Here is a 25129-nt window from a genome sequence, read left to right as displayed (position 1 = left end):
ATGGCTGAAAATGCATCTAATATTCGCTCTAAAGCTAAAGCCTTACTTAGCTTACATTCTTGGTCTGGCATTGTCTTAGGTATGTTGCTATATGCAGTTATATTCACCGGAACGGTTGCTGTAATTGCAGATGAGATAGGTGAGTGGTCTAACAGTAATTATCCGAAAAATTTATTAATGACAACTGATGTAAATGAAACAATGAACCACCTAGCAGAAATCACTCCTGATGAATATCTTGATGAAATTTCTGTCTATGAAAATGACCGTCAGCAATTAGTATATTTTTTTCATACTCATAAGCTAAACCCCAGCGGAGATATGGATGAGTTTGGTTTTCAATATAAAGTAAGCCCTGAGGGAGAAATAATAACTCAGCAACAAGGTTTTGGTAGCGATTTATTTGCTCAAGATGATACCTACGCATTAAGTCGTTTTTTAGTGTCTATTCATACAGAATTACATATCCCGTCACCATGGGGGCTTATTCTCACCGGAATTTTAGGGTTAGCAATGTTAATTGCTTCTGTATCAGGTTTCATGATGCACCGTCATTTATTTACCGATATGTTTTCAATTAGAAAACAACGTGACGGTAAATCTCTCAAGCGAGACTCACATACAGTTGCAGGCACTTGGAGCATACCATTTGCTATTTTGCTTGCCTTTACAGGAAGTTTTTTTAGTTTTTCTGATTCATTTGGTTTACCTGCAATGGGAATTGTTGCTTTTGGTGGAGATCAAGAAGCATTAATGCATACGCTTGTTGGTGAACAACAACATAAAAGTGAAGTGCCAAAAGATTCAGCTAACTTAACCCTGATGATAGCAGATGCAGCGAAGCGACAATCAACGGTACCAGCTTTTATTTCGATCTCTCATTTTGCTACTGAATCAGCCAGCCTACTTACTTTTTTCATGCCTAACGAAGGAGAAGTTGGATTTGAGCAATTAGTGTACGATGCAACAAATGGCGACTTTATAGAGTATAAGCCGTTAGTCGGCACAGTGCCTTCTGCAGGGAGTGCTATTTTATCATTGATCTATCCTATTCATTATGGAACGTTTGCAGGCTTGTTCTCAAAAATAATCTGGGTAGGTTTAGGTATTGCAACATGCTATGTCACCATAACAGGGTTACAACTTTATGCTCACAGAAATGAAAAAGGTGAACAACATTGGCGTTGGTTTAGTCGACTATGTACATGGGGGTTTTTAGGTTTGCCACTGTGCTCTTTAAGTAGTGCATCAGGTTTTTTTATTAGTGAAAATTTAGCATTAAATCAAAGTGTTTGGACACCTTTGTCATTTTTAATTGCAGCCGCTGTCGTCACTATACTGACATTAGCGATAAAAAATATTGCTCTGCTTTCAAACGTATTATTAGCCAGCAATGGGTTATTCTGCTTGCTGTTACCTTTTATTCGATTCTTTAGCTCGGGCGTAAGCTGGATAGATGCAATACAATATCATATGGTATCGATGATGTTTATTGAATGCATGTTATTAGCTTGTTCTGCTTTGTGTTTTTATCGCCTGTACAAATCAGTACAAATGACAAAGAAGGATACTGTTATCGATAACCCAACGCTTTCAACACAGGAGGCCGCCCAATGAATCACTTAATGGTGACATTACCTTCCATTATTTTTAGTCTACTCATTATTTTATTACTTGCTTATACAGACCCTAGGCGCAGGAAAATATTTAATAAAGCAGAAATAAAAGGCAATGCCGCATTTGTATTGCGACCTTTAACAAGAAAACTTCTATCATGGTGCTTACTACTGCCATTTATTCCACTCGTGATGATGGCTAATTATGCTGGTATTTTAATGTATTGTGGTGCTCTCACAGTGATAGGCTGGTTGGTATCAGAATTACCTTCAACTATTATTTAAAAAATGATTTAAATTAAACATGCTACTCACTAAAAACGAGTGGCATGTTCTCGCTTTATCGCTTTTGTCATTATACGCCTCTACTCCAAGTAAACCCCGTTCATCCCCTAATTTGGAAATACTCTTTAAAAAATAGACTAATACCAATTCTATTAAATATTTGGTCAACTTAGAATTTCATTAGCGCGTTGAGAACAAGTTAAATAATTTAAGCATAGTCAGTCTATGGTTCGATTATTTAGGGAAGTTATCAGGGCGCTAATGAGTTCCCAAGGGCGAGTTTAAAAGGCTTATAGACTGTGTTATTGATTTTAACAAGGGAGCGACCATTCTTTGCAATCAATGCCTTGTCTCTAATCCTTTTAATTCTCGCTAAGTGACTAAATATTTAATTGATTTGGTATAAATCTACTACCTAATAACAGAATAAACTTGTGATAAGGTGAGGCATCTTATAAATTAATTGAGTTAACTCAATTGTAACGGACTTCAATGAAACACCCGCATACTCATAATCACCTTTGCTCAATAACCCTGTTAGGTAACTTAGTTGCTAAACCAAATATCAGGTATTTAGCAAACCCTGTGGTTGCTATTGCTGAATTCACTATTGCCACTCATCACAAATGGTTCGATAAAAAAACACAGCAGCAAAAAGAATGGACGCATTTTCATATTGTAAAAATGATTGGTGATGTGGTTGAAAAAACGCTTAACTTTGCTGATAAAGGCGATGTGGTATTTATTCAAGGGCATCTTGTGGATAGTCAACAATCTAGCCGTCAAATCATACACGCAACTTATGCTCATACGTACGCTAAAGGCTATGTACCCTCAATGAATCAAGTGAAGCTATCAGGGGCTATCAACAGTGAAATTAAAGTTGTTGAAACTGAAAACAACACACAATTAGCAGAGTGTACAATACTTAGTCATGTCAATGTATATTCTGCTCACCAACAAGCATATCGACAATTTTCAATAGAGCGAACGTTACATGCTTGGGGAAAACAGGCTGAATATTTGGAAAGCCGTGCAAAAAATGGTGATGAAATAATTATTGACGGAAATTTAAGCTATACCAATAATAAAGATAAATCTCAATTAATCGATGTGCACCAACTGGTGTTACCTAAAATATAATTAACGAATCCGTAATAAACGGAATAATTTCAATATGATAGACATTAAAATAATAATAAAATACTTGATCATATCTGTTGGCTTATTGTTGGCTTCATTTGCGAAAGCCAACACGCTTGAATTTACCCAGAAGCCTTTACTTTCTTCAGACTTTAGAGGGGAGATTTCAACAGTAGTGCTGTTACCACACCATCCCCATCAATTTATCAGTTTTTCAACGTTTGGCGATGTTGGGTTAATCAAACAATCAGCATCTACATACCAACCACTATTAAATGCTAAGCATTTTTCAGATGATTTTCAACGACTCACAGCATTAGCTTTACACCCTAACTTTGCTCAAGAAGAGAAAATTGGTTACGCCACCTTTTATAGCGCACATATTGAGTCCGCTTCGTTAACGAACCGATCAATGAAGCTTACCGTTGATGAAGACAAACATATGCCTTTTGAGGCGGTTATTTTTGAATGGCAACTCAGTTTATCATCAGATTCAACTGCAATTTTAACCGATAGCCGGCGGGAAGTGCTCCGCGTCCCCTTACCTGACAGTAGCGTTAGTATACCTTTGCTAAGTTTTAATCCTTATATAAAATCTTGGCAAAAAGGCTATGGACAACTTTTTGCTGTTATTTCAGCAGAAAAACACTACCCAAATCACCCTTTATTTTCTGGTGCACTATTACGCATCAACCCACAAAAATTTGGCCTTCGACAATACACAGTCCCGCCTGATAATATACTGTTTAGTAGTAACGACTCTCCTAGCGAGGTTGTCAGCACAGGGCTCGGCAATGTACTCGATCTAACGTGGTTAAAAGAAGATGAAAATCAATTTGTTTTTGTCGAACAACTTAAAAAAACTACACAATTACGGAAAGCGACATTAGGCGATAACTTTCTTTTACAACCTGCCACTGACGAACACTTGCTTCAACAAGATATCATTTTTAGTAACAGTATTTATTTAAAAAACCCGCAATTAAGTAACGAACATTTCCCATTAATTTTTCTCGAAAAAACATCTGATAATTGGCTTTTAAAAGCCTCCGCAATCACGGCAAATATCAGCAGTAATCCAATAGCAACTATCGATTTTTCATTACTTAACGCCAATGCAAAACCTCAACTACTCATTAATTCGGCAAAACAAATTATTATTGTCGATCTTGCAAACAAAAGCCTACTAGCAACGAATAACACTAGTGATGTTAGCGAGAGTCCAGTGCAAACGACTCCCCTTGAAGAACAAAAAGAACCGTCAAATAGCCTTTACTTTATTGTAATTTTATTAATGATCGCCGGTGCTATTGTGGCAGTACTCTTTCGACAAGATGATAAATATAAGAACGCTAAAAAGCTATTACGTAGCCATTACGCTACGTTTACAATAGATAAAGAAAAAGCAGAATTGTTATTATTTAAACGCCATGAAAAAACAGCAAGTGCCCGTATTGCCATTAACAACATTATGAAGAACGAGCTTTATTTAAATGGTGAATTAATCAGTACAATTGATAAAAACTCCCCCTTTAGTAACAAAGCAGAGGCACGCATAGATCAAACGTTTAAAGAAGAAAAACGTCATAAAATGGTGGATAACAAAGTACGAAAAGTTGTCATGATTATCCACTTACAAAACCAAGAGACAAAACAATTATGTTTATATTTAAGGGAAGGAAATCAACGCTTAACTAAAGCACGCTTTGAACAAGTACAACAACAAGTTATAGACTGGTGCTGGTTGATTTCACATCAATTATGTAAAGGCACTACAGAAAAGCGCGTGATTAAACCAAAGCCCGTAGAGCCCACTCAAAAACAGCGAGTAACACATACATCCATTCAGTCAGCAGCAGCTAAAGCTAACAAGCAAGAGACGACGCCAACGCATGATAGTTCTCAGCATACAGAGAAAGCGATGACTAACCATAAAGCACCAAAACACCAGGATGCAAAACCCGCACAGAAGGTAACCGCGAAAAACGAAGACAATGATGAAGTGTTAATCAACTCGCTGAATAAGTTATTAGAGCTTAAATCGCAGGGTTTTCTAAGTGAAGAAGAGTTTAACCGCAGTAAAGCAAGAATAATCGACAAACTTTCTTCATAGTTGTGCTGCTAACATGCTAGCAAAGTGAACGGCACACCTCGATGTGTGCCGTTAAAATACGCCCTAGTCTAGCGTTAATAAATATTTCACTAATTTATTATAATCTTCGATAAAATTTTCTGGATCTAAGTCATGAGTATCAATCATGTATTTTCCATTTACGACAACACTTGGCACAACTCGTAATTCATTCGCTGACGCTAACATGTTTTGATAAGACTGCATTTTAGATGCTTTTTCATGAACTTCATCACTTGCCATTAAACGGTCAAATTCTTTGCCGTCTGCGCCATTAAGCACAAAGACATTACGCATATCACGCTCAGACGTCGGAACAGCGTTATGTTCATGAATATAATTAAACATAGAAGCCACTTGCTTATCTTCCATGTTTAATAGTTGAGCCGTTATCATTGCTCTAGTCATCATACGTTGCATTTTTTGTGAAGCACCAGGTAAAAAGTCAACGTGGCTTTTCACCAAAGGAACACCTTCAGGTAACTCTGCCTTAATCGATTTAATCATATGTTCGAAGTTATAACAGTGTTTACAATAAAACGAAAAAAACTCTCTCACTTCAGGTGATTCTACAGGAAGTGGTGTTATTTTTTTATAGTGTTTTCCTTCTTCGTAGTCAGCTGCATGAGCACTAAAAATCGAAACCATTAACACCAACATACTGGCTATTCTTCGCATTATTTACCCCTTTTCTTTTATGGAAGCAATGAAAGTGGCGCTTGCTGCAGCGCCGAGTATTGCTCTTTTAACATTAAAATTTGCTCTTCCCAATATTTTTCGGTATTAAACCATGGAAAATTCATCGGAAATGCTGGATCTTGCCAGCGCCTGCACAACCAAGCAATATAATTTATCACTCGCATAGTACGTAAAGATTCAATAAGCGCAAGTTCTTTGCTATCAAACTCAAAAAACTCTTCATAGCCAGAAAGTAATGTATCAAGCTGCAAACATTGCTGCTGACGATCACCTGATAACATCATCCATAAATCTTGAATAGCTGGCCCCATGCGACAATCATCTAAATCAACAAAATGTGGCCCTTCATCTCGCCAAAGAATATTTCCCGCATGGCAATCACCATGTAAACGAATAACATGCTCAGCTTGATATTGATCAATACACAGACTTGCGACTTGCTCTAATATGGTAAAAAACGCGATATGTAGTGTTTTAGGTACGTAATCTGACGCTTTGATCGTAGTAATAGCATCAACAATAAAAGCTTCTGTAGAAATGCTTGGTCGATGTTCAAAGGCTTTTTTAGCTGATATTGCATGGATCCTGCCAACAAATCGCCCCATCCATTCAAGTTGATCTAAATTATCTACCTCAAAGATACGCCCTCCTCGACAAGGATATAACGCAAAATGGAACCCTTGATATTCAAACAACGATTGTCCATCAATTTGAATAGGCGCAACGATGGGTAATTCATGCGCTTGTAATTCTAGTGCAAAGTCGAGCTCTTCTTGAATTTGCACGGGCTGCCAACGTTGCGGCCGATAAAATTTAGTGACAAATTTTTCTTTCGCTTCGTTGTGAAATTGATACACCCTATTCTCATAGCTGTTTAGTGGTAACAGGCCACTGTCTACCATCAAGCCTGTTGATTCAATTCCATCTAAAATAAGATCTGGAGACAGTGAACTAAAATTAAATACTGACATTAACGTTTATCAAAAAAGCGAGATTCATGTTCCAATGATACTTCATCTTCATCAGAAATTAACTCAATAACAAAGATAATATCGGTCATGTACTCTTCCAGCTCATAAGGGTCTACTGAAAGGCTCATCGGTAGCATTTGCACGCTAGCCGCTTTAACAGTCACTTCTTTAGGCCCATGCCATTGAATATTCTCAATGCCTTTTACACTCAGGCGGTACGTGTTATCAGTTTGCGACTTATTCAATACCTTTAGCGTATAAACATTTTCAATGTCACCGTTAAAGTTTTCTTTAGCAAGCTCAGTTCGATCGCGAATAATATCTAACGATACAGGTACTCGGTGGGTAATTTCCCATATTAACAAACTTGTCATTACCAATAAAACCACCGCATAACCCACTAGCTTAGAGCGAATCAAGTGTACTTTTTTACCCTCTAATTCATGCTCTGTGGTGTAACGAATAAGACCTTTGTCATATTTCATTTTTTCCATCACACTATCACAGGCGTCTACACAGGCACCACAATTTATGCACTCATATTGCAGACCATTTCGAATGTCGATACCCGTAGGGCATACCTGAACACACAGGTTACAATCAATACAATCACCTAGCCCTAGCTCTTTTGGGTCTTGCTTACGAGATCTGGGTCCTCTTGTTTCACCACGGTTATAATCATATGAAACTGTTAGCGTGTCCTTATCAAACATTGCTGATTGAAAACGTGCGTATGGGCACATATGTAGGCACATAATTTCACGCATCCAGCCCGCATTACCATAAGTACACAACGCAAAAAACAGCACAACAGACACAATGACAAACGAACTATTAAAGGTAAAAAAGTTGATAAAAACTTGTTCTACTGGGGCAAAATAGCCAACAAACGTTAACGATGTAAGGAGTGAAAAAAATAACCAACAGCTGTGCTTAAGTGTTTTACGCCATAGCTTATTGGCATTAAGTTTTTGGCTATCGAGTTTTTTACGCTGATTTGCCGTACCTTCTATTTTTTCTTCAAACCAAATAAAAATAAACGTCCACACTGTTTGCGGGCACAAATAACCACACCACACACGACCTAAGAACGTTGTGACGAAAAACAACAAGAAGGCGCTGACGATAAATAACCAAGCCAACAACGTTAAATCTTGCGGCCATAATGTTAATCCCCAAAAGGTAAAGCGTTGGTTAGCAATGTCTAATAAAATGGCTTGTTCACCGTTATAAGTTAACCACGGTAATACCGCAAAAAGCCCCAAGAAAAAGAAATTCATCTTTTGTCTTAATTGTTGGAAAAATCCCGTGACCTTTCGCACATAAATTTGATCTCGAGGTTTGTATTCTTGAACCGGATCTGGGCGCTCTACTTTGATATTTTTAACTGGGATATCTAAACGATTGTTAGCGTTGTCTTGCTCTTTGTTCACAATAAGTCCTAATCTAAACGTCGAAAAAGGACAATACCGTAATTTTTATTATGCTTTTATTGGAAAAATACGTGTATTGTTGATGCTTAATTTACTATTCTATCTTTAGGGCTATATTATACGACAAGCTATGAAGAATTTATTGATCTTAATCGTGGCAATTGCAATATTTTTGCACTTTTATCCACAACCAGAACTTGAAAAATGGTATTTAACACAAAAAGAAAATCTGTTAGCGGAATTTAATGATGCAACAGATACTAAAGTGCGATTAAACCCCAGTAAAGTATATCGTGATTTAGAAAGCAAGTTAGATCGTTTTAATGAAAGTGAGCAAGACTACTTAAAGCAAATTACCGCTACCCGCGCTTCAGTTAAAGATTTTTTTGTAGAGTATTGTGAAGGAAAAAAACGCTCGCCGAAACTGCATCAAGAAAATCAAAAAACGGTATGTTCGACTATTTCCAAATATCAATCGCTTTTTTAGCCATAATACTTGTTAAAAAGTGACGGGTTTTACGATAAAAATTATGCCGTTAACTCAAATTGAGAGCGAGATGGCTGCTCATAAGCACTGTGAACATTACTATAGAGACTTTCAATCACAACAGCTGCCTTTTCTACTTTAGCAGGTCTATTAGGTGCAATGTCTTCTTGAGCATTAAGTGTTTGTTGAAGCCGCTGATCAAAATCATTATCTGACACCTCCTCTGCATTGTTATATGCAAAACGCTCACTGGTATCAACAACAACACGCTCACTGCTTGTAGCATTTATCGCTGATTGAGTTATTTCGTACAGTTCAGATTGTGCTTGTGCGATAAGCTGTGCGGCTTTATTTGCTACCCGACTGTCTTGTATAGAAGGGTTTGCCGGCGCTAATGCGGCATTATATACTTTTTGTAGCTTAGCTATCGTAGCTTGTGGATCACCTTTTATTGGCGATAAATCCACGGATACCTCTCCTTCTACCGCATATTTTTTTCCATCAGGACCCACTTCAAAACTATAACTTGGCGCTCCGGTATAAGCACCACCAGCCGTAGCATGTGCCTGTTCGTGCGAACGCACTTCTTTATCACGATTTTGTAATTCTCGAATTAGTTGCTGATCAGCAACATCTGTTTCGGAGGCGTTATCTTCACTGTCATCGGGCGACGTTTGTTGATTATCTGTGTTATTCTTTGATGCTTGATTACCTTGCGGTGAAGAGTCTTGCTGTGAAGAATCTTGCTGTGAAGAGTCTTTGTTATCTGAATCACTCGTGCCATCTTCAGTGATAGTAGAGCTTTCTTTCTCAGCTTGTTTGCGCAGTTGTTCAAAATCAATTTGTTCATTATTTTGGGCTGGTGTTCTTGCGCGTTCTCTCTCCGATGCAGCGCCTTGCTCTCTTGCCGATTGTTGAGCTGCAGCAGGTTGCGTGATAATTTCACGTTGCACATTATCACGACGCAATGCTTCCGTTGGCGGATTGGTAACCGTCGGGACAGGAATATTCGCAGTATGCGTCGTAATGTTCATTCGTTATACGCTAACATCTAGTAACGTGCCAAGGTTTTCATCAGCCGTCTGAATGACATTAGCAGAAGCTTTTGCTTGATGTTCTGCCACTCGCATTTCCACAATAGATTTATTCAAATCAGCTAACTCACCTGAACCAGTATTTTGGTTCATCATGTTGTCATTTTCTTGCTGACCTAAGGTAGGCTCTTCTGGGTTGTATCCCACAGCTCTTGCTATGTCTGATGCAGCCTGATTAGCCGTTTCAGTTGCTTTTTGAAACCCTTGTAAGCCTGAATTAAACGCAGAATCAATGTTCATTTACTTCTCCTTAATATCACATTTACCAAATATTCATGGTAATAAGACCGCTGATACTAGCTCAAATACAATCTGTTTAATTATTAACCAAACAAGCCAAAATGTAAAGCGTTGCGTGGAATATGCGGCATTTAGTCGGTACGTTGTATTACCGTTAATTTGTTACTTTTTCTAACCATGTTTGTAGCTGGTCAGTAAACGACGATAACTCACTGATAAAGGGGGCATGCGATGATTGTTCAAAAATAACTTGCTCACTGGTTGGTGCTAATCTGGCAATATTAGCTATCACCTCTTTGGGGACTAACCCGTCAAGTTTGCCATACATTCGTAAATACGGACATTTAATGTTAATTAACTTATTGCGCTGATCTGTTGTTTCTAACAAAGTTAAAGAATGCATTAGCGTGTTTTTATTCGCCATCGGGTATTGCATAATTAATGTTCGAATTCGTTTGATATCTTGTCGAATATGCGGACTACCCATGGCTTGAATTTTTAAAAAGCTGTCAATGGTTTTCTGCGTATCCTGTGCTAATTGGCGATGAAAGTTTGTTAGCACCGTGGGTTGAATTCCTCGCCAATTATCTTGTTGTAAAAAACATGGCGTACTCGCTACATTCACTAAACCGGTTACAAGACTGGGGTATTCAAGCGCAATTTGATTGGCAACTAAACCACCAAGCGACCAACCTACATACACCGCGGGTTCATTAATAGTTTGGCAAATTTTTTCTGCTATGTTTGTTAATGAATAGGGCGAACACAACTGTTGATGATTTTCTCCATAACCAGGTAAATCAACAGTGATAATACGAAATTTATCCGCTAACGTTTCTGCCAATGGTTGCCAAACCCCTGCATTTAACCCCCAGCCATGAATAAATACAATGGGTACATCTTGTTTTTGACTCGCAAAATCTGATTTATTTGCCATGCTTTTAGCGTAAGCCCTTAACAGTTAAAGGGCATAGTTTACTTAAAGATATCGTTAAATGGAATTTTTACAATATTACAATAACAGCATTATCAATCGTTGCATGCACCATTATCAGCAGCTTTTGCTCTCTCTTGGTAGTTGTGATTTATGTCATCAACAGCCTGTTGCTATCCCCTTACTTTGCCATCATTGTGTCAATGATTTACCGCTATTTAATTACTCATTATCTGGAACAAATTTATTATATTGGCCCGCTATCGATCGTTTATTTCCGAGACGTGATTTTGATCAACTTGTGTGTGTAGCCCCGTATGTTTTTCCATTCAATCAGTGGCTACCGCAACTTAAATTTCATAATAGATTTGAATTAAGCAAACTATTAGCAAAATTGCTTATTACTACTAATAAAACTTGCCAAGTCGTTTCACAAGAAACCACCTTGTTAGTCGTACCCAGCCATATTAAAAAATGGCAGCAACGCGGCTATAATCAAAGTCATTTAATTGCTCGGCGATTTGCCAAACACATTGGCTGTCAATATTTACCCCATGCTTTATATAGAGTAGAACAACAAAAGAGTCAGGTAGGATATTCAGGTAAAGAGCGACGACGGCTAATGGCGCAAGATTTTATGTTTAATGAAGAAGTTTCATTGCCTAAACATATCGTATTATTTGATGATGTGGTAACAACTGGCTCTACCGTAAACACAATAAGCCAGTTGTTAAAGCAACATGGAGTTCAGTCAATTACCATCTTGGCAATCAGCCTATCTTTACCTGAGCATTAATTTGCTGAAGCGCTAAATGCTTTTGAAAAGAACAAGCTATTCGAAATCAATCGAGCACTACCCATCCAATACCCCCTAAAAGCCAATACATTTGGCGTTGCAATAACACGCCCACGCCCTACATTGTGAGCAACTAATGCTGGAGTACGTGCAATTTTATTAACTAAGTTTTTATCGGTATAACCGCTTAATAACGGTGTAGGTGTGTAACTTGCCACCGTATTAAATGCAGCGTCTGCTTGCTCCATAATTAGCGTACTGTTTTTAAATAACGGTAAACCCTCATTATTAAAACCGTAAGTTAATGGGTGACTTAAATCTAATGTTGATTGAAAGATTGCACCTGCTATACGTTTACGTGCCGATAAACTTTCTTTATCTTGATAAGTCAAGCTATCGGTAGTGAATAAATCATTTATCACGCTTTTCTTAACCATTTTCACTTTCAATATTTCTTCTTCGGCTAACCATTGAGCAGCACGTTTTTGAGCAAAAACGGTACCGCCATTTGTTAACCAGCGCTTGAAATTTTCAACAAATTTCTTACTTAAACCTTTATAGTTTCCATCAACTAACAAGATGTGCGTGTAATCTGAAAGATCAATTCTTGATAAACGTGTTTGCTCTACAACCGTTAAAGGAATGTTTAGCATGTCATCAATATAAAAGCGTAATTCAGCAGCTTCGTATTGTGAACTTCCCTTGCCACCAACTAATAAAGGCTTAACCGGTGATAACGCATGCATTGAACGAGAACCTAAATCAATCCCTTGAATAGTCAGACCTGTATCAATATTGAACATGTCAATACCAGTATCTTTACTAAGCTGAGCAACAAGATCACGCCATTGTTTAGCCTGTTGAATTCCTGCTGGAATAACGATAGTACCAGATGAAAACTGCTTTACCTTACCATTAATCGTTGAAGCGAACGGTTTCGTTGCTACTCGTGCTTTAATATTGTTCGTTAATACATTATTAAGCAGCTTAGCTGAATACATATGGTGCCATTCAAATGCATAGGCATAAGCATTTGGATCTACTGGTTTAACAGTATTTTGTGTTTGTTGCCACGTGTTTTCTGCTAATGCTAGGCCTCTGCTTCGTTTAACCGGCGCAAAGTCAATATCCATGGCTAATGGCATAGTCCAACCAGAGACATCATAGAAGGTATTGTCTTGGAAGTTAGTGCCTTGACTAAACAACGCTTGGATAACGCGATACTGTTTTTGTGCTAGCGGCACATAAAAACTTGTATTTTTCGCATAGGTTGTATCATCAAGACGATAATCTTTTGTTAGCGGATAAACATCGATTTGATGTAAAGCTAATTTATCGAGAAAATGTTCTAAACGCTGCGTATCGTGCGCTTCAGAAATAATATAGCCATTAATTTTCTCATCTTTAGCGGCTTGCATTGCCTCGTCATAAAATTTTGCACGATATTTTCTGAAAGTATCTCTGCTTTCCCATGCACCTTGAATCGTAGACAAAGAGGTCAATACTTGATTTTTAACACCATATTCGAAGGTCAGTAAGCCATTTATGCTCTGTTGTTGGTAACCTCGGCTACTTGCTTGTTCAAATAATATACCTACACCGCCATTGATGTCAGGATACGTTGAACCTTTGCCATAATAGAAATCATCAAAATTTTCTTGGCTGTAATAAAGTCTATTTTCAGCGTCTAAGGCGGCACTGTGGAAGGTCGCCATCAATTGCGTCAGCTCTGTATTACGTTTGGGTGTTAGTGGGTGTGTTCTTGTTGGAATACCTGGCTGAAAGAAAAAACTACTGTTTGCACCCATCTCGTGGAAGTCACCTAGCACATGAGGTTGATATTGGTGAAAATATGGAATGCGGTTGCGGCTTTCTTTTTGCGACAGTAACAACCAGTCGCGGTTTAAATCAAAGCCAAAGTGGTTAGTTCTACCAGAACGCCAGTCTTGATGATGTTCAATATGATTAGGATCAGCATTGGGTGTTGTACCACGGTGCATATTTACCCAATTTGTAAACCTGTCCATACCATCAGGGTTCATGCTTGGTTCTAAAACAATCACCGTGTCAGCAAGCATATCTTTAACCGCTTTATTTTGACTAGCCGCTAAATAATACGCCACAGCTAACGATGCATTAGCACCACTAATTTCGTCGCCGTGTACTGAATAACCTAACCAGACAACTACCGGGTCATTTTCACTATCACCTTTAGTTTTTTGTTGTAGCAATGAAGGCAAGTTTTTTAAATTTTCTTCTGATGAAATAGTCACTAACACCTGACGACGCATTTCTTGGGTAAAACCAATATCAGTAAGCAGCACTCGGCTAGATTGTTCCGCTACTTTTGCCATGTATTGCACCAGTTGATCATGACGAATATGGCGCTCGCCCAATTCAAATCCTAAGTGTTTTTCTGGCGTGTCAATCTCTTCCAAAAAAACATGATTCGGTAAATAGCCGGTAACTTTTTTTGCTTGAACGGCAACGCTAAAACATGTAACCAGCACGGCAAGTAATAAAATTTGAATGCGCATTGTAGATAAATTCCCATAATTTTTGACTTCAACAACATAACAAACTCTTCTACGCCCATCCAGTTCATAGCGCCAAAAAGCTTTGATCGTTATCTCTTTTTTAACTCTATTCTTAATTTCATCGATGAAAATATTACCGACAAATAAAACACCACTGGAAGATCGCGTCTATCAAGAGTAAAATGGTGTCATACTTGACTAAATTACTCAGGTATACCGCTATTTCATTTTCCAATTAGTAAGAGTGTACAAAGATTATGATCACCATTTCAGAAAATGCTCAAGCACATTTCGTTAAACTGCTAGAACAACAAGCTGAAGGCACGAGTATTCGGGTATTTGTTGTTAACCCAGGAACTGCCAGCGCAGAATGTGGTGTCTCATATTGTCCTGCTGATGCAGTAGAGCCTGAAGATATTAAGATGTCGTTTGAAGGTTTTTCAGCCTACATTGACGCAGACAGTAAACCTTTTTTAGAAGACGCCGAAATCGACTTCGTATCTGACCAAATGGGCTCGCAACTTACTTTAAAAGCACCTAACGCTAAATTACGAAAGGTCGCTGACGATGCTCCACTTTTCGACCGAATTGATTACTTCATTAAAGCCGAAGTAAATCCTCAATTAGCCGGCCATGGCGGAGAATGTACGTTAATGGAAATTACTGACGACGGTTATGCCGTTTTACAATTTGGCGGCGGCTGTAATGGTTGTAGTCAAATCGACGTTACGGTAAAAGACGGCATTGAAAAACAGCTAATCGACATGATGGGTGACGAAATTAAAGGGGTTAAAGATATGACAGAGCACGAAAGAGGTGAGCACTCATACTACTAACTAACCTGAGCTCAGGTTAAGTATTTATCTACGCCTGTTATTAGCCGAGTACAAGACACTCGGCTTTTTTATGGCTGAAGGTAACGTGCACCTTTGCGATGGTAATCAATAGCTAATGCAATTCCTCTTGCTGCCATAAAGAGCGTAAAAGCTAACCATAAGCCATGATTTCCTAAGTGTTGAAAGATGAACCAGCTCGGAAAAAACACACCAAATGTAGAAAACACCATGCTATTTCGCATTGTTTTTGCTTGTGTTAGCCCAATATAAATTCCGTCATATAAATAGCTCCAACAAGCCACAATGGGTAAGATAATAATCCAGCCAATAAATTGCTCAGCAAAGTTAACCACCGGCTCTATATTTGAAATGAGACGGATCATCCAATGACCCGCGATAAAAAATACTAAACAATAAGCCACAGCAAAGATTAATGTCCATAGTAAGCTCATTTTCACTACATCATTTAGCATTTTTGGTTTATGTGCGCCTTTTGCCTTACCGACTAATACTTCTGCTGCATTCGCTATACCGTCTAAACCAAACGAGATAAACAGTAAAAAGTTCATCAAAATTGCATTAGCTGCAACAACATTATCGCCTAATCGTGCTCCTTGAAAGGTAATAAAAACAAAACAAGCTTGTAAAGATAAAGTACGTATTAAAATATCTCGATTTAGCGCTAAATATTGCTTCAAGGTTACCAAAGATAAATATTGGGAAACTATCTGCCAAGTAAGCTGACGCCAATAAGCTTTTTGATAATAGAATACGATTACCGTAGCAATTAGTAAGGATGAATATTCAGCGATTAGTGTCGCGTAAGCAACGCCTTTGACTTGCCAATCAAAAACCACCACGAATAACAAATCGAGCAGTAAATTAATCATATTGGTAATGATTAATAGCCACATCACCGCTTTAGCTTGATGATTCCCCAGCAGCCACCCTATCAATACAAGATTTATCAACGCTGCTGGCAAACCCCAAATCCTAATCTCTGCGTATTCGCGTGCATAAAAAGCCACTTGTTCACTTGCACCTGCAAGTTCAATCGCGAGGGATATGTAGGCTTGTTGAAAAATTAATACAACCAACGCTATCGCAACGGCTAACACCACTCCTTTGACTAATACTTTACAGCTTTGCGCAACGTCTTGTTTACCATATGCTTGAGCAGAAAGGCCCGTAGTAGACATGCGAAGGAAGCCACACAGCCAAGTGATCACAGTCACTATCATCGCCCCAACGGAGCTACCGCCAAGATAATAAGCATGAGACAAGTGCCCAATAACAGCTGTATCTACTAAGCCTAACAAGGGCACAGTAATATTAGACAGTATCATAGGGATCGCTAACGCAAAAAGTTGGCGGTGAGTAACTGTTGCCATATCAATTCATCGAAAGGTAAAAAGTAAAAGTTATAAACAATGGGTATTCAGTTCGAGACACAGGAAAGATGATGTTAAACTATATCAGTAATTCACCAATAGGTAAGCTAATTATATGAAATCATTTACCTCAATGTTGTTAGGGCTGCTCGCAACTTGTTTATTTACGTACTCTACTAATGCAAGTGTTATTTTACAATATCACCACGTTAGTGACGATACACCAAAAAGCACCAGCATTTCGCCGCAACAGTTTGCTAAACATATGCAATATTTAGCTGACAATGACTTTACCGTACTTCCGCTAAACGAAGTTGTTGATGCGATAAAACAACAACAACCTTTGCCAAATAAAAGCGTTGTTATCACCTTTGATGATGCATATTTAAACATTTTAGAAAATGCCAAACCCATTCTCGATCAACATCAATTTCCGTTTACTATTTTTATTAACCCGGGCATTGTTGATAAAGGTTCGCCGCATTATTTATCGTGGTCACAGTTAAAAGCAATGGCAGATGATGGCGTCATGATCGCCAATCATGGCTTTGAGCATGAATCATGGACGCGCGTTCCAAAAGACACTAACTTCAATACCTGGCTCGCTCAGAAAATCGCTTTACTCAAAAAAGCAGAAGCGAAAATAAAAACTGAAACAGGGCAATCTTGGCAATACTTTGCTTATCCTTACGGTGAATTTTCTCCACGTATCCAACAACTGCTAGAGCAAAATCAATTTATTGCTTTCTCGCAGCAAAGTGGCGCTGTTGGCCAAGATACTGATTTAACCAGCATACCGAGGTTTCCGGCTTCGCAACCATACGACAAGTTATCTAGCTTAAAAGATAAGTTACACTCACTACCACTCTCGGTGACACTATCTGATCAAGATGCACAAACCATTTACACGAAAGGTGCATTAAAAAATGTCACCATGACAATTAATAGCGATGATATTCGAACTGAGCAACTTAATTGTTATGTCACCAGTGTTGGCAAGCAACCCGTTAAATGGTTAGAGGATAAACAATTGTCAATTACCTTTACCGAAACGTTGCCCAGTGGCAGAGTGCGTAGTAACTGTACTGCGCCAAGTATTAGCCAGCCTGGACGTTACTACTGGTATTCTAAACCGTGGTTTATTTTAAACGAAGACGGCAGTTGGTATCCGCATTAAAAACTGTTTCTTTTTAAATCTACAACAAGTTTAAGGTGGCTTACGGTTTACCTTGAGCATAAGTCACCAATTCAGAACGGATACGCTCTATGGCACTAGCCTTCAAGTTCTACGATTTTAGCGAAGTCGCTCACTAATTCATCTCCAGAGATAATCGGTACTTGTCCTAGCTCATGCTTAGGTTTGAAGATTGCCGCAATTTTACCTTGAGGATTAATTAACACAATTGACGCGCTATGATCGACTAAATAACTTGAACTTTGTGCCTCATCTGAAATGGCATACATTAAGCCTAAATTTCGGGCAAATGGAAATAACGATGCATGATCCGCCGTTAACGCAATAAACTCTTGATTAAAATAAGCAATATATTTTGCTAAACGTGCTGCTGAGTCACGCTGCGGATCAACCGACACTAATATTACCTGAGTATTATCAGCGACAGCTTTTAAATCATCATAACGAAAGTTTAGTTCTTGTAGCGTTGTTGGACACACATCAGGGCAGGAAGTATAACCAAAAAACACCCACGACCATTTATTTTTTAATTGTGTATTACTGAATTGTTCACCAGTATGTTTAGTCATTGTAAACGGTTGAATAACTCGAGGGGTTTGATAATACAATGAAAATTCAGGCTGAACCTTATTAAACGCTGATTTATAGATAAATATACCGCTAACCAGCGCGATAACAGCCACAATAACAACCAATAACTTATTCACAACGATGCCCTTTCGCTAAACCGGTAACAGGTAGTGATCTACCAATAAAATAATAAATAATAACATTAAGTGGATGATAGAAAACTTAAAAGTGTCCATTGCCGTATTATCATCAGCATTAAACTTTAATTTCCATGCATACACAAAAAATATCAAGTTAAGCACTATAGCTCCTACCAGATACAGCCAATTACTCATGCCAACAAGATAAGGTAGTAGACCAACAACAAACAATAAAATGGTGTACAACAATATCTGCGTTTTAGTAAAGCTGATGCCATGCGTAACCGGTAACATGGGAATGTTTACTTTGGCATAATCATCTTTACGATGAATAGCTAGTGCCCAAAAATGCGGTGGTGTCCAGGTAAAAATAAGCAACACTAATAATAATGCATGCGGATGAATTTCATTGGTCACCGCTGTCCAGCCAAGTAAAGGAGGAATAGCACCAGCAAGCCCGCCAATGGTTATGTTTTGTGGCGTTGCACGTTTTAAATACATCGTATAAACAAAGCTATAACCCACAAGCCCTGAAAGCGTTAACCAAGCCGTTAATGGATTCACTAAGAAATACAGCATAACAAAACCAGCTAACGCCAATAGCGCGGCAAAAATAGTGGCTTGTGTCGTTGTTAACCGGCCAGTAGCAACAGGCCGATTATGTGTCCGTGCCATGACACTGTCTATTCTTTCATCAACAATATGATTAATTGCCGCTGCTGCAGAAGATAAAAAGCCAATGCCAATTATCGAAGGAATTAGCACTTGCCATGGAATTGCACCCGGCACAGACAAACACATACCAACAAGCGCAGTAAGTACTAACAACGCAACAACACGAGGCTTAGTAATTTCATAGTAATCTCGCCACGACGCCGATGTAGTACGCTCAATGGCATTTTGTGCTGATGTCATATTACTTTCCCCTACGTTTTACGTTTTAAGCTGTATGTCAGCAAAATCAACATTAACATTAGGCAAGCAGCCACAACATTATGACTCACTGCAATAAACAATGGTAATGACAAGACAACATTACTGACACCTAACCCTATTTGCAGCAATAATGTTGCCAATAAACCAAGCGCACAACGTTTAAAAAATTGGCTTTGCGCTTTGGTGAAAATAGTAAAGACTAGCCATAATAAATACACACTAACAAGAATAGCACCAAAGCGATGCATGACATGTATCGTCACTCTTTCATCATGCTGTAAATGACCAAACTCATAGCTTTCTCGTTCAGGTGGTATTAAATCAAATGAGTCTTCAAAGGTTAACTCCTCACTCCAATTTCCCTGACATATAGGTAACTCTGTGCACACGAGTGCCGCATAATTAGACGATGTCCAACCTCCTAACGCTATTTGTCCTGTCAGTAATACCAAGCCAATAATGCCATAACGAGCATATTTTCTAATGGCAGGGTCACCACCAGGTACACGATAGGGTTTTAATCGTAAATAAAGTAAGAACAACAAACATAGCGTGGTAAAACCACCGATTAAATGCCCCATCACCACAATCGGCATTAATTTCATGGTGACAGTCCACATTCCCAGTGCTGCTTGAAAAATGACTACGCATAAAATAAGTGTGGGTAAAAAGACTGGCGCGCCTGCATTTCTCGCTCTAACGCTTAACAATGCTATTGCTAAAATTAATAACCCTAACGTGCCAGCAAAATAGCGATGGATCATTTCATTCCATGCTTTATGCGGTTCAACAGGACGATCAGGAAAGGCGAGTTCAGCTTTCGCGATTTGTGCTTCAGTATTCGGCACATCTAAATGTCCATAGCAACCAGGCCAATCAGGACAGCCAAGTCCAGCATGAGTTAATCGGGTATAAGCACCTAAACTCACAACCAAAATTGCCAACAAAATGCTGATAAAAACAAGCTTCCGAATAGTAACAATATTCTTATCTTGCATAGCGTTACCCCACTCTCGAATATTTTAAAAGCTTTTTCATGTCAGCAAGTAGTTTTTTACCCATCGACACTATCTCACTATCTTCGCTAGGGGTTAAATGCTTCACCACCAAATTTCCTAGCGGATCAACAATAACCACATCGCCTTCACTCAGCTCTAATGCCGCTTCTTTTGTTAACGACCAGTTTTGCCATTTATGGTGAGTGAGTTTATCGCGGTGATTGTCAAAAAATACGGTATCGGTAAGTATAATAGGCGTTACTCGTGGAATTTCTTTCCCCAACAACACATAAGTACTATTAATCGTGGTTAACGCATGTTGGCAAACTTGTTGACAGTTTTTATTCGGATAATACAGTAACAACCATTGTTCTTTGATGGCTTCTTGGTCTAGCGCTAAATCAGTTAACGACTTTTCCGATGCAAATAATTGCCCATAATTGGTGACACCTGAATCAAACCACTGAAAGTGTAGTGCTAATTTTGCGAGTATTACAGGCAAAGCAAAGACTACGATGACTATGATAAAAGCTTGTCGTGCCCTTTTATTTTTTACTGCTGACATTGGGATCCTTTTTATTATTATTGTCGATTTTATTGTTATAAAACCAAATACTGGCACTTAGCATTAACACAAGCCAAGCAAGTGCTAACGAGAACCACTGAAAAGCATAACCCCGATGTTTTTCAGGTGGCATCACGATAGGTTGCCAGTTTTTTTCAAATCCTATGCTCTCTGTTTTATCTAAGTAAATGACAAAGGGCAACAGTTTTTGACCAATTAATTGTGAAAATTTATTCAAATTGACTTGTTGAGCAATTAACGGCCAACTAACGTTTGAAAAAACTTGTTCCGATAAAATAAATCCGGATTCAAGCATTCTGATATGCCCATTGATCTTGTGGGTTCCCTCAACAGGATTAATTATTGGTAACGCTTGCCTACTTCTATCACCTTTTATCCAGCCCAAATTCACTAACACACTACCATATTCGCTGGTTAATACTTGTAAAACGCGGTAACCAACCTGCCCTTGATGGGTTTGATTGTCATGCAAAAAAACGTGCTTACTATCAAAGCGGCCAACAACTGCTACGGGTAAATCATTAATATTTTCATCATCTATCAACGACAATATACTGACTAACGAATGCTGTTCTTTTTGTTGTATGTCAGCGATACGTTCGATACGTTGTTCTTTTTCAACCGCTCTTGATACCTGCCACAAACCAAGCTTGATTAATCCAATAAAGACTAGCAAAGTTAAAGTGACCAATAGCCAATTTAACTGATATAAATAATCTTTTAATTTTGCTACCTTCATACAACACCGATAGATAATTAAATAGAGGGAACAATGATCATCAAGGTAATTATTATAGGCTTACTCATATATATGATTTATAACCTATTTCAAGCACTACGCTTGATGAGTAAAAACGACCCCAATAAGCCCAGTATGTCGAAGTTTATTGGACGTCGCGTGATGACTTCTGTTGTGATTGTGTTGTTATTACTTGTTGGGGTTTTAACAGGTGTGATCACACCAAACCCTCGCCCATATTAAAAATGGCACGCTCAGCGTGCCATTAATTTTAGATAATATAGACAAACACAAACAATATTACCCACACTACATCAACGAAGTGCCAGTACCAACTGGTTGCTTGAAAAGCAAAGTGATTTTTTGGCGTAAAATGCCCCTTCATGATGCGTATAAACATCACGATCAACATCACAGTTCCCAAAGTAACGTGCATACCATGGAATCCGGTCAGTAAATAAAAGGTATTGCCATATATACCGCTGGTTAAGTAGAGCTTCATTTCTTCTGCATAACCATGGGCGTACTCAAGGCCTTGGCAATAAAGGAAAACGACCCCTAATAAAATAGTAAAACCTAACCAAAATTTTAGTTGTCCACGATTATCTTTTTCTAAGGCAACATGTGCAAAATGCGCAGTAACAGATGATGTTAATAGTAAAACCGTATTGATCAGTGGTAAACCATACCAACCCATTGCTGTGGTTGTTGTGCCATCTGGTGTTGCTATGAGTGGCCACTGAGCAGTAAATTCAGGCCACAATACTTCGAAGGTCATGGCATTATTGCCATCACCGCCTAACCAAGGCACGGAATACATACGCGCATAAAAAAGTGCACCAAAAAAGGCGGCGAAAAACATCACTTCTGAAAAAATAAACCAACTCATACCTTGACGAAATGAGGTGTCCATTTGATGGCTATATTTACCTGCCATCGATTCGGTGATCACATTACTAAACCAGCCATAAACCATATAAATAACAAGTGCGATACCCGCTATTAAAATATAGCCGCCGAAACCAGATTGCTCATTTTTAAGGTCAGTGACGTAATTTGCTGCACCAACGGCAATTAAAAATAAAGCTACAGCACCAACAATAGGCCAATGGCTTTTGGCGGGCACATAATAAGATTCATATTCTTTTGTTGTCATCTTTTTTCCCCTGTGATCTCGCGTTAACCGTTATGACTCAATTCGACCAGTAATATCAAATAAAGTATAAGACAAGGTGATGGTACTGACTTCTTTTGGCAGCTCAGTATCAACATAAAACTGTAATGCCATTTCCACATCTTCTTGCGCTTTTAAAGGTTGTTGGTTAAAACAAAAACACTCTATTTTTTGAAAATAAATAGCCGCTCTTCCCGGAGAAACAGAAGGTACTGCTTGTCCGATGATGTCATGAGCGGCTTCATTTTTCGCATAAAATTTAACGAGTTTCATTTCCCCTGGATGCACCTTGATTTCCTTAACCATTGGCTCAAATTTCCATGGGATCCCTTTAGACAAATGACTAATAAACTGCACAGTGATCAAGCGGCTTTTATCAATACCCGCTTGATTCTCTTGTGCAGCAACATTAGACGTTTTGCCATTTAAACCAGTAATATCACAAAACACATCATATAAAGGCACCATAGCAAAGCCAAAACCAAACATTGCAAAAACGATCAGCATAAGCTTTTTCACCGTTTTTTGAATATTTTGATCTGTACCTTTAGACATATTTTCTCCTTACTGTTGCTAAACTATTACTCGTTATCCACTATCGATTAATCAATTTTTGGTGGTGTTTCAAAAGTGTGATAAGGCGCAGGACTTGCAACGGTCCACTCTAAGCCTTCGGTAGCTTCCCAAGGGTTTGCTTCCGCTTTTTTTCCACCGCGAATACACTTAATCACGACCACTAAGAAAATTAGCTGTGATAAGCCAAACGCAAAACCACCAATACTCACCCATTTATTAAAGTCAGCAAATTGCAGCGCGTAATCAGGAATACGTCGAGGCATGCCCGCTAAGCCTAAAAAGTGCATTGGGAAAAACAAAATATTGACTGAAATTAACGAACACCAAAAATGTGCTTTACTCCACTTATCGTTGTACATATGGCCGGTCCATTTAGGTAACCAATAATATGCGCCAGCATAAATTGAAAATAATGAACCTGTTACCAAGACATAATGGAAATGCGCTACTACAAAATACGTATCATGGTATTGGAAATCTACAGGTGTTAATGCCAGCATTAATCCAGAAAAACCACCAATAGTAAATAAAATAACAAACGCCAATGAGAACAACATCGGTATTTCAAACGTCATTGCGCCTCGCCACATCGTGGCTACCCAGTTAAACACTTTAACCCCTGTTGGTACGGCAATCAGCATGGTGCAATACATGAAAAACAGCTCACCAAATAATGGCATACCCGTGGTAAACATGTGATGCGCCCATACAATAAACGATAAAAAGGCAATAGATGCAGTTGCGTATACCATTGAGCTGTAACCAAAGAGCTTTTTACGCGCAAAAGTAGGAATAATCGTAGATACAATACCGAAAGCCGGTAATATCATGATGTATACTTCTGGATGCCCAAAGAACCAAAAGATATGTTGGAACATAACTGGGTCACCACCACCAGCAGCATCAAAAAAGCTAGTACCAAAATAGGTATCGGTTAACACCATGGTTACCACGCCGGCTAGTACTGGCATTACGGCTATCAATAGATAGGCGGTGATAAAGAATGTCCACACAAATAGCGGCATCTTCATATATGTCATACCAGGCGCTCTCATATTCATAATAGTGACGATCACATTGATTGCCCCCATAATGGATGACACACCCATGATATGAACCGCAAATACAAAGAATGCTGTACTGCCATTTGAAAATGTCGTCGAAAGCGGAGCGTAGAATGTCCAACCAAAGTTTGGTGCGCCAGATTCCATAAAAAATGATGACAGCAAAATAGCAAAAGCAAAAGGTAGAATCCAAAAGCTCCAGTTATTCATACGAGGTAATGCCATATCTGGCGCCCCTACCATCATTGGGATCATCCAGTTAGCAAACCCTGTAAAGGCTGGCATAATGGCACCAAATACCATGATTAAACCATGTACGGTGGTTAATTGGTTAAAAAAGTCTGGTTCAACAAACTGTAAACCTGGTTGGAACAACTCTAAGCGAATTAACATCGCTAAAGCGCCACCGACTAATAACATAATAAAAGAGAACCATAGATACAATGTACCTATGTCTTTATGGTTTGTTGTATAAAGCCAGCGTTTAATACCCGTCATTTTATGATCATGATGATCGTGCCCATGCGAGTCGTGAATAGTATCAGTAGTCATTATTCG

Annotated in this window: 25 protein-coding genes; 9 read left to right on the top strand and 16 right to left on the bottom strand. The window is 38.6% G+C overall.

Features of this window, described 5'->3' with window-relative positions; genetic code table 11:
• The 4 genes from BI291_RS06835 to BI291_RS06820 all read left to right on the top strand — a co-directional run bounded on the left by BI291_RS06835 (position 1) and on the right by BI291_RS06820 (position 5157).
• Entirely contained in the window at positions 1-1617 is a 1617-nt protein-coding gene (locus BI291_RS06835) for a PepSY domain-containing protein (protein ID WP_074497532.1), read from the top strand.
• Positions 1614-1901, top strand: a complete 288-nt coding sequence (locus BI291_RS06830) for a hypothetical protein (RefSeq protein WP_074497530.1) — start codon at positions 1614-1616, stop codon at positions 1899-1901. The genes BI291_RS06835 and BI291_RS06830 overlap by 4 nt, the downstream gene beginning before the upstream one ends.
• Positions 1902-2393: 492 nt before the next feature.
• Positions 2394-3044 (top strand): single-stranded DNA-binding protein, encoded by a 651-nt coding sequence (locus BI291_RS06825; protein ID WP_074497525.1) that lies wholly within the window; start codon positions 2394-2396, stop codon positions 3042-3044.
• A 34-nt stretch (positions 3045-3078) separates the two neighbouring features.
• Positions 3079-5157, top strand: a complete 2079-nt coding sequence (locus tag BI291_RS06820; RefSeq protein WP_074497521.1) for a hypothetical protein — start codon at positions 3079-3081, stop codon at positions 5155-5157.
• Between the two features lie 63 nt (positions 5158-5220).
• Here BI291_RS06820 and BI291_RS06815 read toward each other — a convergent pair whose 3' ends face one another.
• Genes BI291_RS06815 through ccoG form a run of 3 tightly spaced genes read right to left on the bottom strand, consistent with a single transcriptional unit; the run spans position 5221 to position 8278 of the window.
• Positions 5221-5853 (bottom strand): thiol:disulfide interchange protein DsbA/DsbL, encoded by a 633-nt coding sequence (locus tag BI291_RS06815; RefSeq protein WP_074497516.1) that lies wholly within the window; start codon positions 5851-5853, stop codon positions 5221-5223.
• Between the two features lie 17 nt (positions 5854-5870).
• Positions 5871-6845, bottom strand: a complete 975-nt coding sequence (locus BI291_RS06810; RefSeq protein WP_074497512.1) for a serine/threonine protein kinase — start codon at positions 6843-6845, stop codon at positions 5871-5873.
• Complete coding sequence (gene ccoG, locus BI291_RS06805) at positions 6845-8278, bottom strand: cytochrome c oxidase accessory protein CcoG (RefSeq protein ID WP_074497508.1); 1434 nt, start codon at positions 8276-8278, stop codon at positions 6845-6847. The genes BI291_RS06810 and ccoG overlap by 1 nt, the downstream gene beginning before the upstream one ends.
• Before the next feature lie 130 nt (positions 8279-8408).
• Between ccoG and BI291_RS06800 the strand changes: the two genes are divergently transcribed.
• Entirely contained in the window at positions 8409-8765 is a 357-nt protein-coding gene (locus tag BI291_RS06800; protein ID WP_074497504.1) for a hypothetical protein, read from the top strand.
• 41 nt (positions 8766-8806) lie between these two features.
• Here BI291_RS06800 and BI291_RS06795 read toward each other — a convergent pair whose 3' ends face one another.
• The 3 genes from BI291_RS06795 to bioH all read right to left on the bottom strand — a co-directional run bounded on the left by BI291_RS06795 (position 8807) and on the right by bioH (position 11036).
• Positions 8807-9799, bottom strand: coding sequence for a putative metalloprotease CJM1_0395 family protein (locus BI291_RS06795; protein WP_074497500.1), 993 nt, complete (start codon positions 9797-9799; stop codon positions 8807-8809).
• 3 nt (positions 9800-9802) lie between these two features.
• Complete coding sequence (locus BI291_RS06790; RefSeq protein WP_074497496.1) at positions 9803-10099, bottom strand: hypothetical protein; 297 nt, start codon at positions 10097-10099, stop codon at positions 9803-9805.
• 154 nt (positions 10100-10253) lie between these two features.
• Positions 10254-11036 (bottom strand): pimeloyl-ACP methyl ester esterase BioH, encoded by a 783-nt coding sequence (gene bioH / locus BI291_RS06785; protein ID WP_074497492.1) that lies wholly within the window; start codon positions 11034-11036, stop codon positions 10254-10256.
• Between the two features lie 58 nt (positions 11037-11094).
• On the opposite strand from bioH, the gene BI291_RS06780 reads away from it, so the two are divergent.
• A complete protein-coding gene (locus tag BI291_RS06780; protein WP_083601940.1) occupies positions 11095-11829 on the top strand; it encodes a ComF family protein in 735 nt (244 codons plus the stop codon).
• On the opposite strand, the gene BI291_RS06775 is transcribed toward BI291_RS06780, so the two are convergent.
• Positions 11826-14366, bottom strand: a complete 2541-nt coding sequence (locus BI291_RS06775; protein WP_074497488.1) for a M14 family zinc carboxypeptidase — start codon at positions 14364-14366, stop codon at positions 11826-11828. The genes BI291_RS06780 and BI291_RS06775 overlap by 4 nt on opposite strands.
• Positions 14367-14623: 257 nt before the next feature.
• On the opposite strand from BI291_RS06775, the gene nfuA reads away from it, so the two are divergent.
• Entirely contained in the window at positions 14624-15202 is a 579-nt protein-coding gene (nfuA, locus tag BI291_RS06770) for a Fe-S biogenesis protein NfuA (RefSeq protein ID WP_074497484.1), read from the top strand.
• Between the two features lie 68 nt (positions 15203-15270).
• Here the strand turns inward: nfuA and BI291_RS06765 are convergent, their stop codons facing one another.
• Positions 15271-16593, bottom strand: a complete 1323-nt coding sequence (locus tag BI291_RS06765; RefSeq protein ID WP_074497479.1) for an MATE family efflux transporter — start codon at positions 16591-16593, stop codon at positions 15271-15273.
• 115 nt (positions 16594-16708) lie between these two features.
• Between BI291_RS06765 and BI291_RS06760 the strand changes: the two genes are divergently transcribed.
• Positions 16709-17770: a polysaccharide deacetylase family protein gene (locus BI291_RS06760; protein WP_074497474.1), complete on the top strand. Its 1062-nt coding sequence runs from the start codon at positions 16709-16711 to the stop codon at positions 17768-17770.
• 95 nt (positions 17771-17865) lie between these two features.
• Here the strand turns inward: BI291_RS06760 and BI291_RS06755 are convergent, their stop codons facing one another.
• From BI291_RS06755 to BI291_RS06735, 5 genes are read right to left on the bottom strand one after another with little or no spacing between them, the layout of a single operon-like run.
• Entirely contained in the window at positions 17866-18495 is a 630-nt protein-coding gene (locus BI291_RS06755; RefSeq protein ID WP_074497470.1) for an SCO family protein, read from the bottom strand.
• A gap of 15 nt (positions 18496-18510) precedes the next feature.
• Positions 18511-19413, bottom strand: coding sequence for a heme o synthase (gene cyoE, locus BI291_RS06750; RefSeq protein ID WP_074497466.1), 903 nt, complete (start codon positions 19411-19413; stop codon positions 18511-18513).
• A gap of 11 nt (positions 19414-19424) precedes the next feature.
• Complete coding sequence (locus BI291_RS06745; protein WP_254849541.1) at positions 19425-20432, bottom strand: heme A synthase; 1008 nt, start codon at positions 20430-20432, stop codon at positions 19425-19427.
• A 4-nt stretch (positions 20433-20436) separates the two neighbouring features.
• Entirely contained in the window at positions 20437-20997 is a 561-nt protein-coding gene (locus BI291_RS06740; RefSeq protein ID WP_074497461.1) for a hypothetical protein, read from the bottom strand.
• On the bottom strand, positions 20978-21757 hold the full coding sequence (locus BI291_RS06735) for an SURF1 family protein (protein ID WP_074497458.1): 780 nt from the start codon (positions 21755-21757) through the stop codon (positions 20978-20980). Before BI291_RS06735 ends, BI291_RS06740 begins: the two co-directional genes overlap by 20 nt.
• A gap of 33 nt (positions 21758-21790) precedes the next feature.
• On the opposite strand from BI291_RS06735, the gene BI291_RS06730 reads away from it, so the two are divergent.
• On the top strand, positions 21791-22000 hold the full coding sequence (locus BI291_RS06730; RefSeq protein WP_074497455.1) for a DUF2909 domain-containing protein: 210 nt from the start codon (positions 21791-21793) through the stop codon (positions 21998-22000).
• 28 nt (positions 22001-22028) lie between these two features.
• Here the strand turns inward: BI291_RS06730 and BI291_RS06725 are convergent, their stop codons facing one another.
• From BI291_RS06725 to ctaD, 3 genes are read right to left on the bottom strand one after another with little or no spacing between them, the layout of a single operon-like run.
• The gene (locus BI291_RS06725) at positions 22029-22913 is read right to left on the bottom strand and encodes a cytochrome c oxidase subunit 3 (protein ID WP_074497451.1); all 885 of its coding nucleotides are present in this window, start codon (positions 22911-22913) and stop codon (positions 22029-22031) included.
• A 30-nt stretch (positions 22914-22943) separates the two neighbouring features.
• Entirely contained in the window at positions 22944-23486 is a 543-nt protein-coding gene (locus BI291_RS06720) for a cytochrome c oxidase assembly protein (protein ID WP_074497447.1), read from the bottom strand.
• 47 nt (positions 23487-23533) lie between these two features.
• On the bottom strand, positions 23534-25123 hold the full coding sequence (ctaD, locus tag BI291_RS06715) for a cytochrome c oxidase subunit I (RefSeq protein ID WP_074497444.1): 1590 nt from the start codon (positions 25121-25123) through the stop codon (positions 23534-23536).
• Positions 25124-25129 lie beyond the last annotated feature (6 nt).

Source organism: Thalassotalea sp. PP2-459 (assembly GCF_001913705.1).
Classification (GTDB): Bacteria; Pseudomonadota; Gammaproteobacteria; order Enterobacterales; family Alteromonadaceae; genus Thalassotalea_C; species Thalassotalea_C hakodatensis.
The sequence above is the reverse complement of the archived record's forward strand: the minus strand, read 5'-3'. Positions and strand labels throughout refer to the sequence as shown.

Coding starts and splice junctions, on each gene's coding strand:
- BI291_RS06835 (WP_074497532.1), top strand. CDS start 1: ATGGCTGAAAATGCATCTAATATTCGCTCTAAAGCTAAAGCCTTACTT.
- BI291_RS06830 (WP_074497530.1), top strand. CDS start 1,614: ATGAATCACTTAATGGTGACATTACCTTCCATTATTTTTAGTCTACTC.
- BI291_RS06825 (WP_074497525.1), top strand. CDS start 2,394: ATGAAACACCCGCATACTCATAATCACCTTTGCTCAATAACCCTGTTA.
- BI291_RS06820 (WP_074497521.1), top strand. CDS start 3,079: ATGATAGACATTAAAATAATAATAAAATACTTGATCATATCTGTTGGC.
- BI291_RS06815 (WP_074497516.1), bottom strand. CDS start 5,853: ATGCGAAGAATAGCCAGTATGTTGGTGTTAATGGTTTCGATTTTTAGT.
- BI291_RS06810 (WP_074497512.1), bottom strand. CDS start 6,845: ATGTCAGTATTTAATTTTAGTTCACTGTCTCCAGATCTTATTTTAGAT.
- BI291_RS06800 (WP_074497504.1), top strand. CDS start 8,409: ATGAAGAATTTATTGATCTTAATCGTGGCAATTGCAATATTTTTGCAC.
- BI291_RS06795 (WP_074497500.1), bottom strand. CDS start 9,799: ATGAACATTACGACGCATACTGCGAATATTCCTGTCCCGACGGTTACC.
- BI291_RS06790 (WP_074497496.1), bottom strand. CDS start 10,099: ATGAACATTGATTCTGCGTTTAATTCAGGCTTACAAGGGTTTCAAAAA.
- bioH (WP_074497492.1), bottom strand. CDS start 11,036: ATGGCAAATAAATCAGATTTTGCGAGTCAAAAACAAGATGTACCCATT.
- BI291_RS06780 (WP_083601940.1), top strand. CDS start 11,095: ATGGAATTTTTACAATATTACAATAACAGCATTATCAATCGTTGCATG.
- BI291_RS06775 (WP_074497488.1), bottom strand. CDS start 14,366: ATGCGCATTCAAATTTTATTACTTGCCGTGCTGGTTACATGTTTTAGC.
- nfuA (WP_074497484.1), top strand. CDS start 14,624: ATGATCACCATTTCAGAAAATGCTCAAGCACATTTCGTTAAACTGCTA.
- BI291_RS06765 (WP_074497479.1), bottom strand. CDS start 16,593: ATGGCAACAGTTACTCACCGCCAACTTTTTGCGTTAGCGATCCCTATG.
- BI291_RS06760 (WP_074497474.1), top strand. CDS start 16,709: ATGAAATCATTTACCTCAATGTTGTTAGGGCTGCTCGCAACTTGTTTA.
- cyoE (WP_074497466.1), bottom strand. CDS start 19,413: ATGACATCAGCACAAAATGCCATTGAGCGTACTACATCGGCGTCGTGG.
- BI291_RS06745 (WP_254849541.1), bottom strand. CDS start 20,432: ATGCAAGATAAGAATATTGTTACTATTCGGAAGCTTGTTTTTATCAGC.
- BI291_RS06740 (WP_074497461.1), bottom strand. CDS start 20,997: ATGTCAGCAGTAAAAAATAAAAGGGCACGACAAGCTTTTATCATAGTC.
- BI291_RS06735 (WP_074497458.1), bottom strand. CDS start 21,757: ATGAAGGTAGCAAAATTAAAAGATTATTTATATCAGTTAAATTGGCTA.
- BI291_RS06730 (WP_074497455.1), top strand. CDS start 21,791: ATGATCATCAAGGTAATTATTATAGGCTTACTCATATATATGATTTAT.
- BI291_RS06725 (WP_074497451.1), bottom strand. CDS start 22,913: ATGACAACAAAAGAATATGAATCTTATTATGTGCCCGCCAAAAGCCAT.
- BI291_RS06720 (WP_074497447.1), bottom strand. CDS start 23,486: ATGTCTAAAGGTACAGATCAAAATATTCAAAAAACGGTGAAAAAGCTT.
- ctaD (WP_074497444.1), bottom strand. CDS start 25,123: ATGACTACTGATACTATTCACGACTCGCATGGGCACGATCATCATGAT.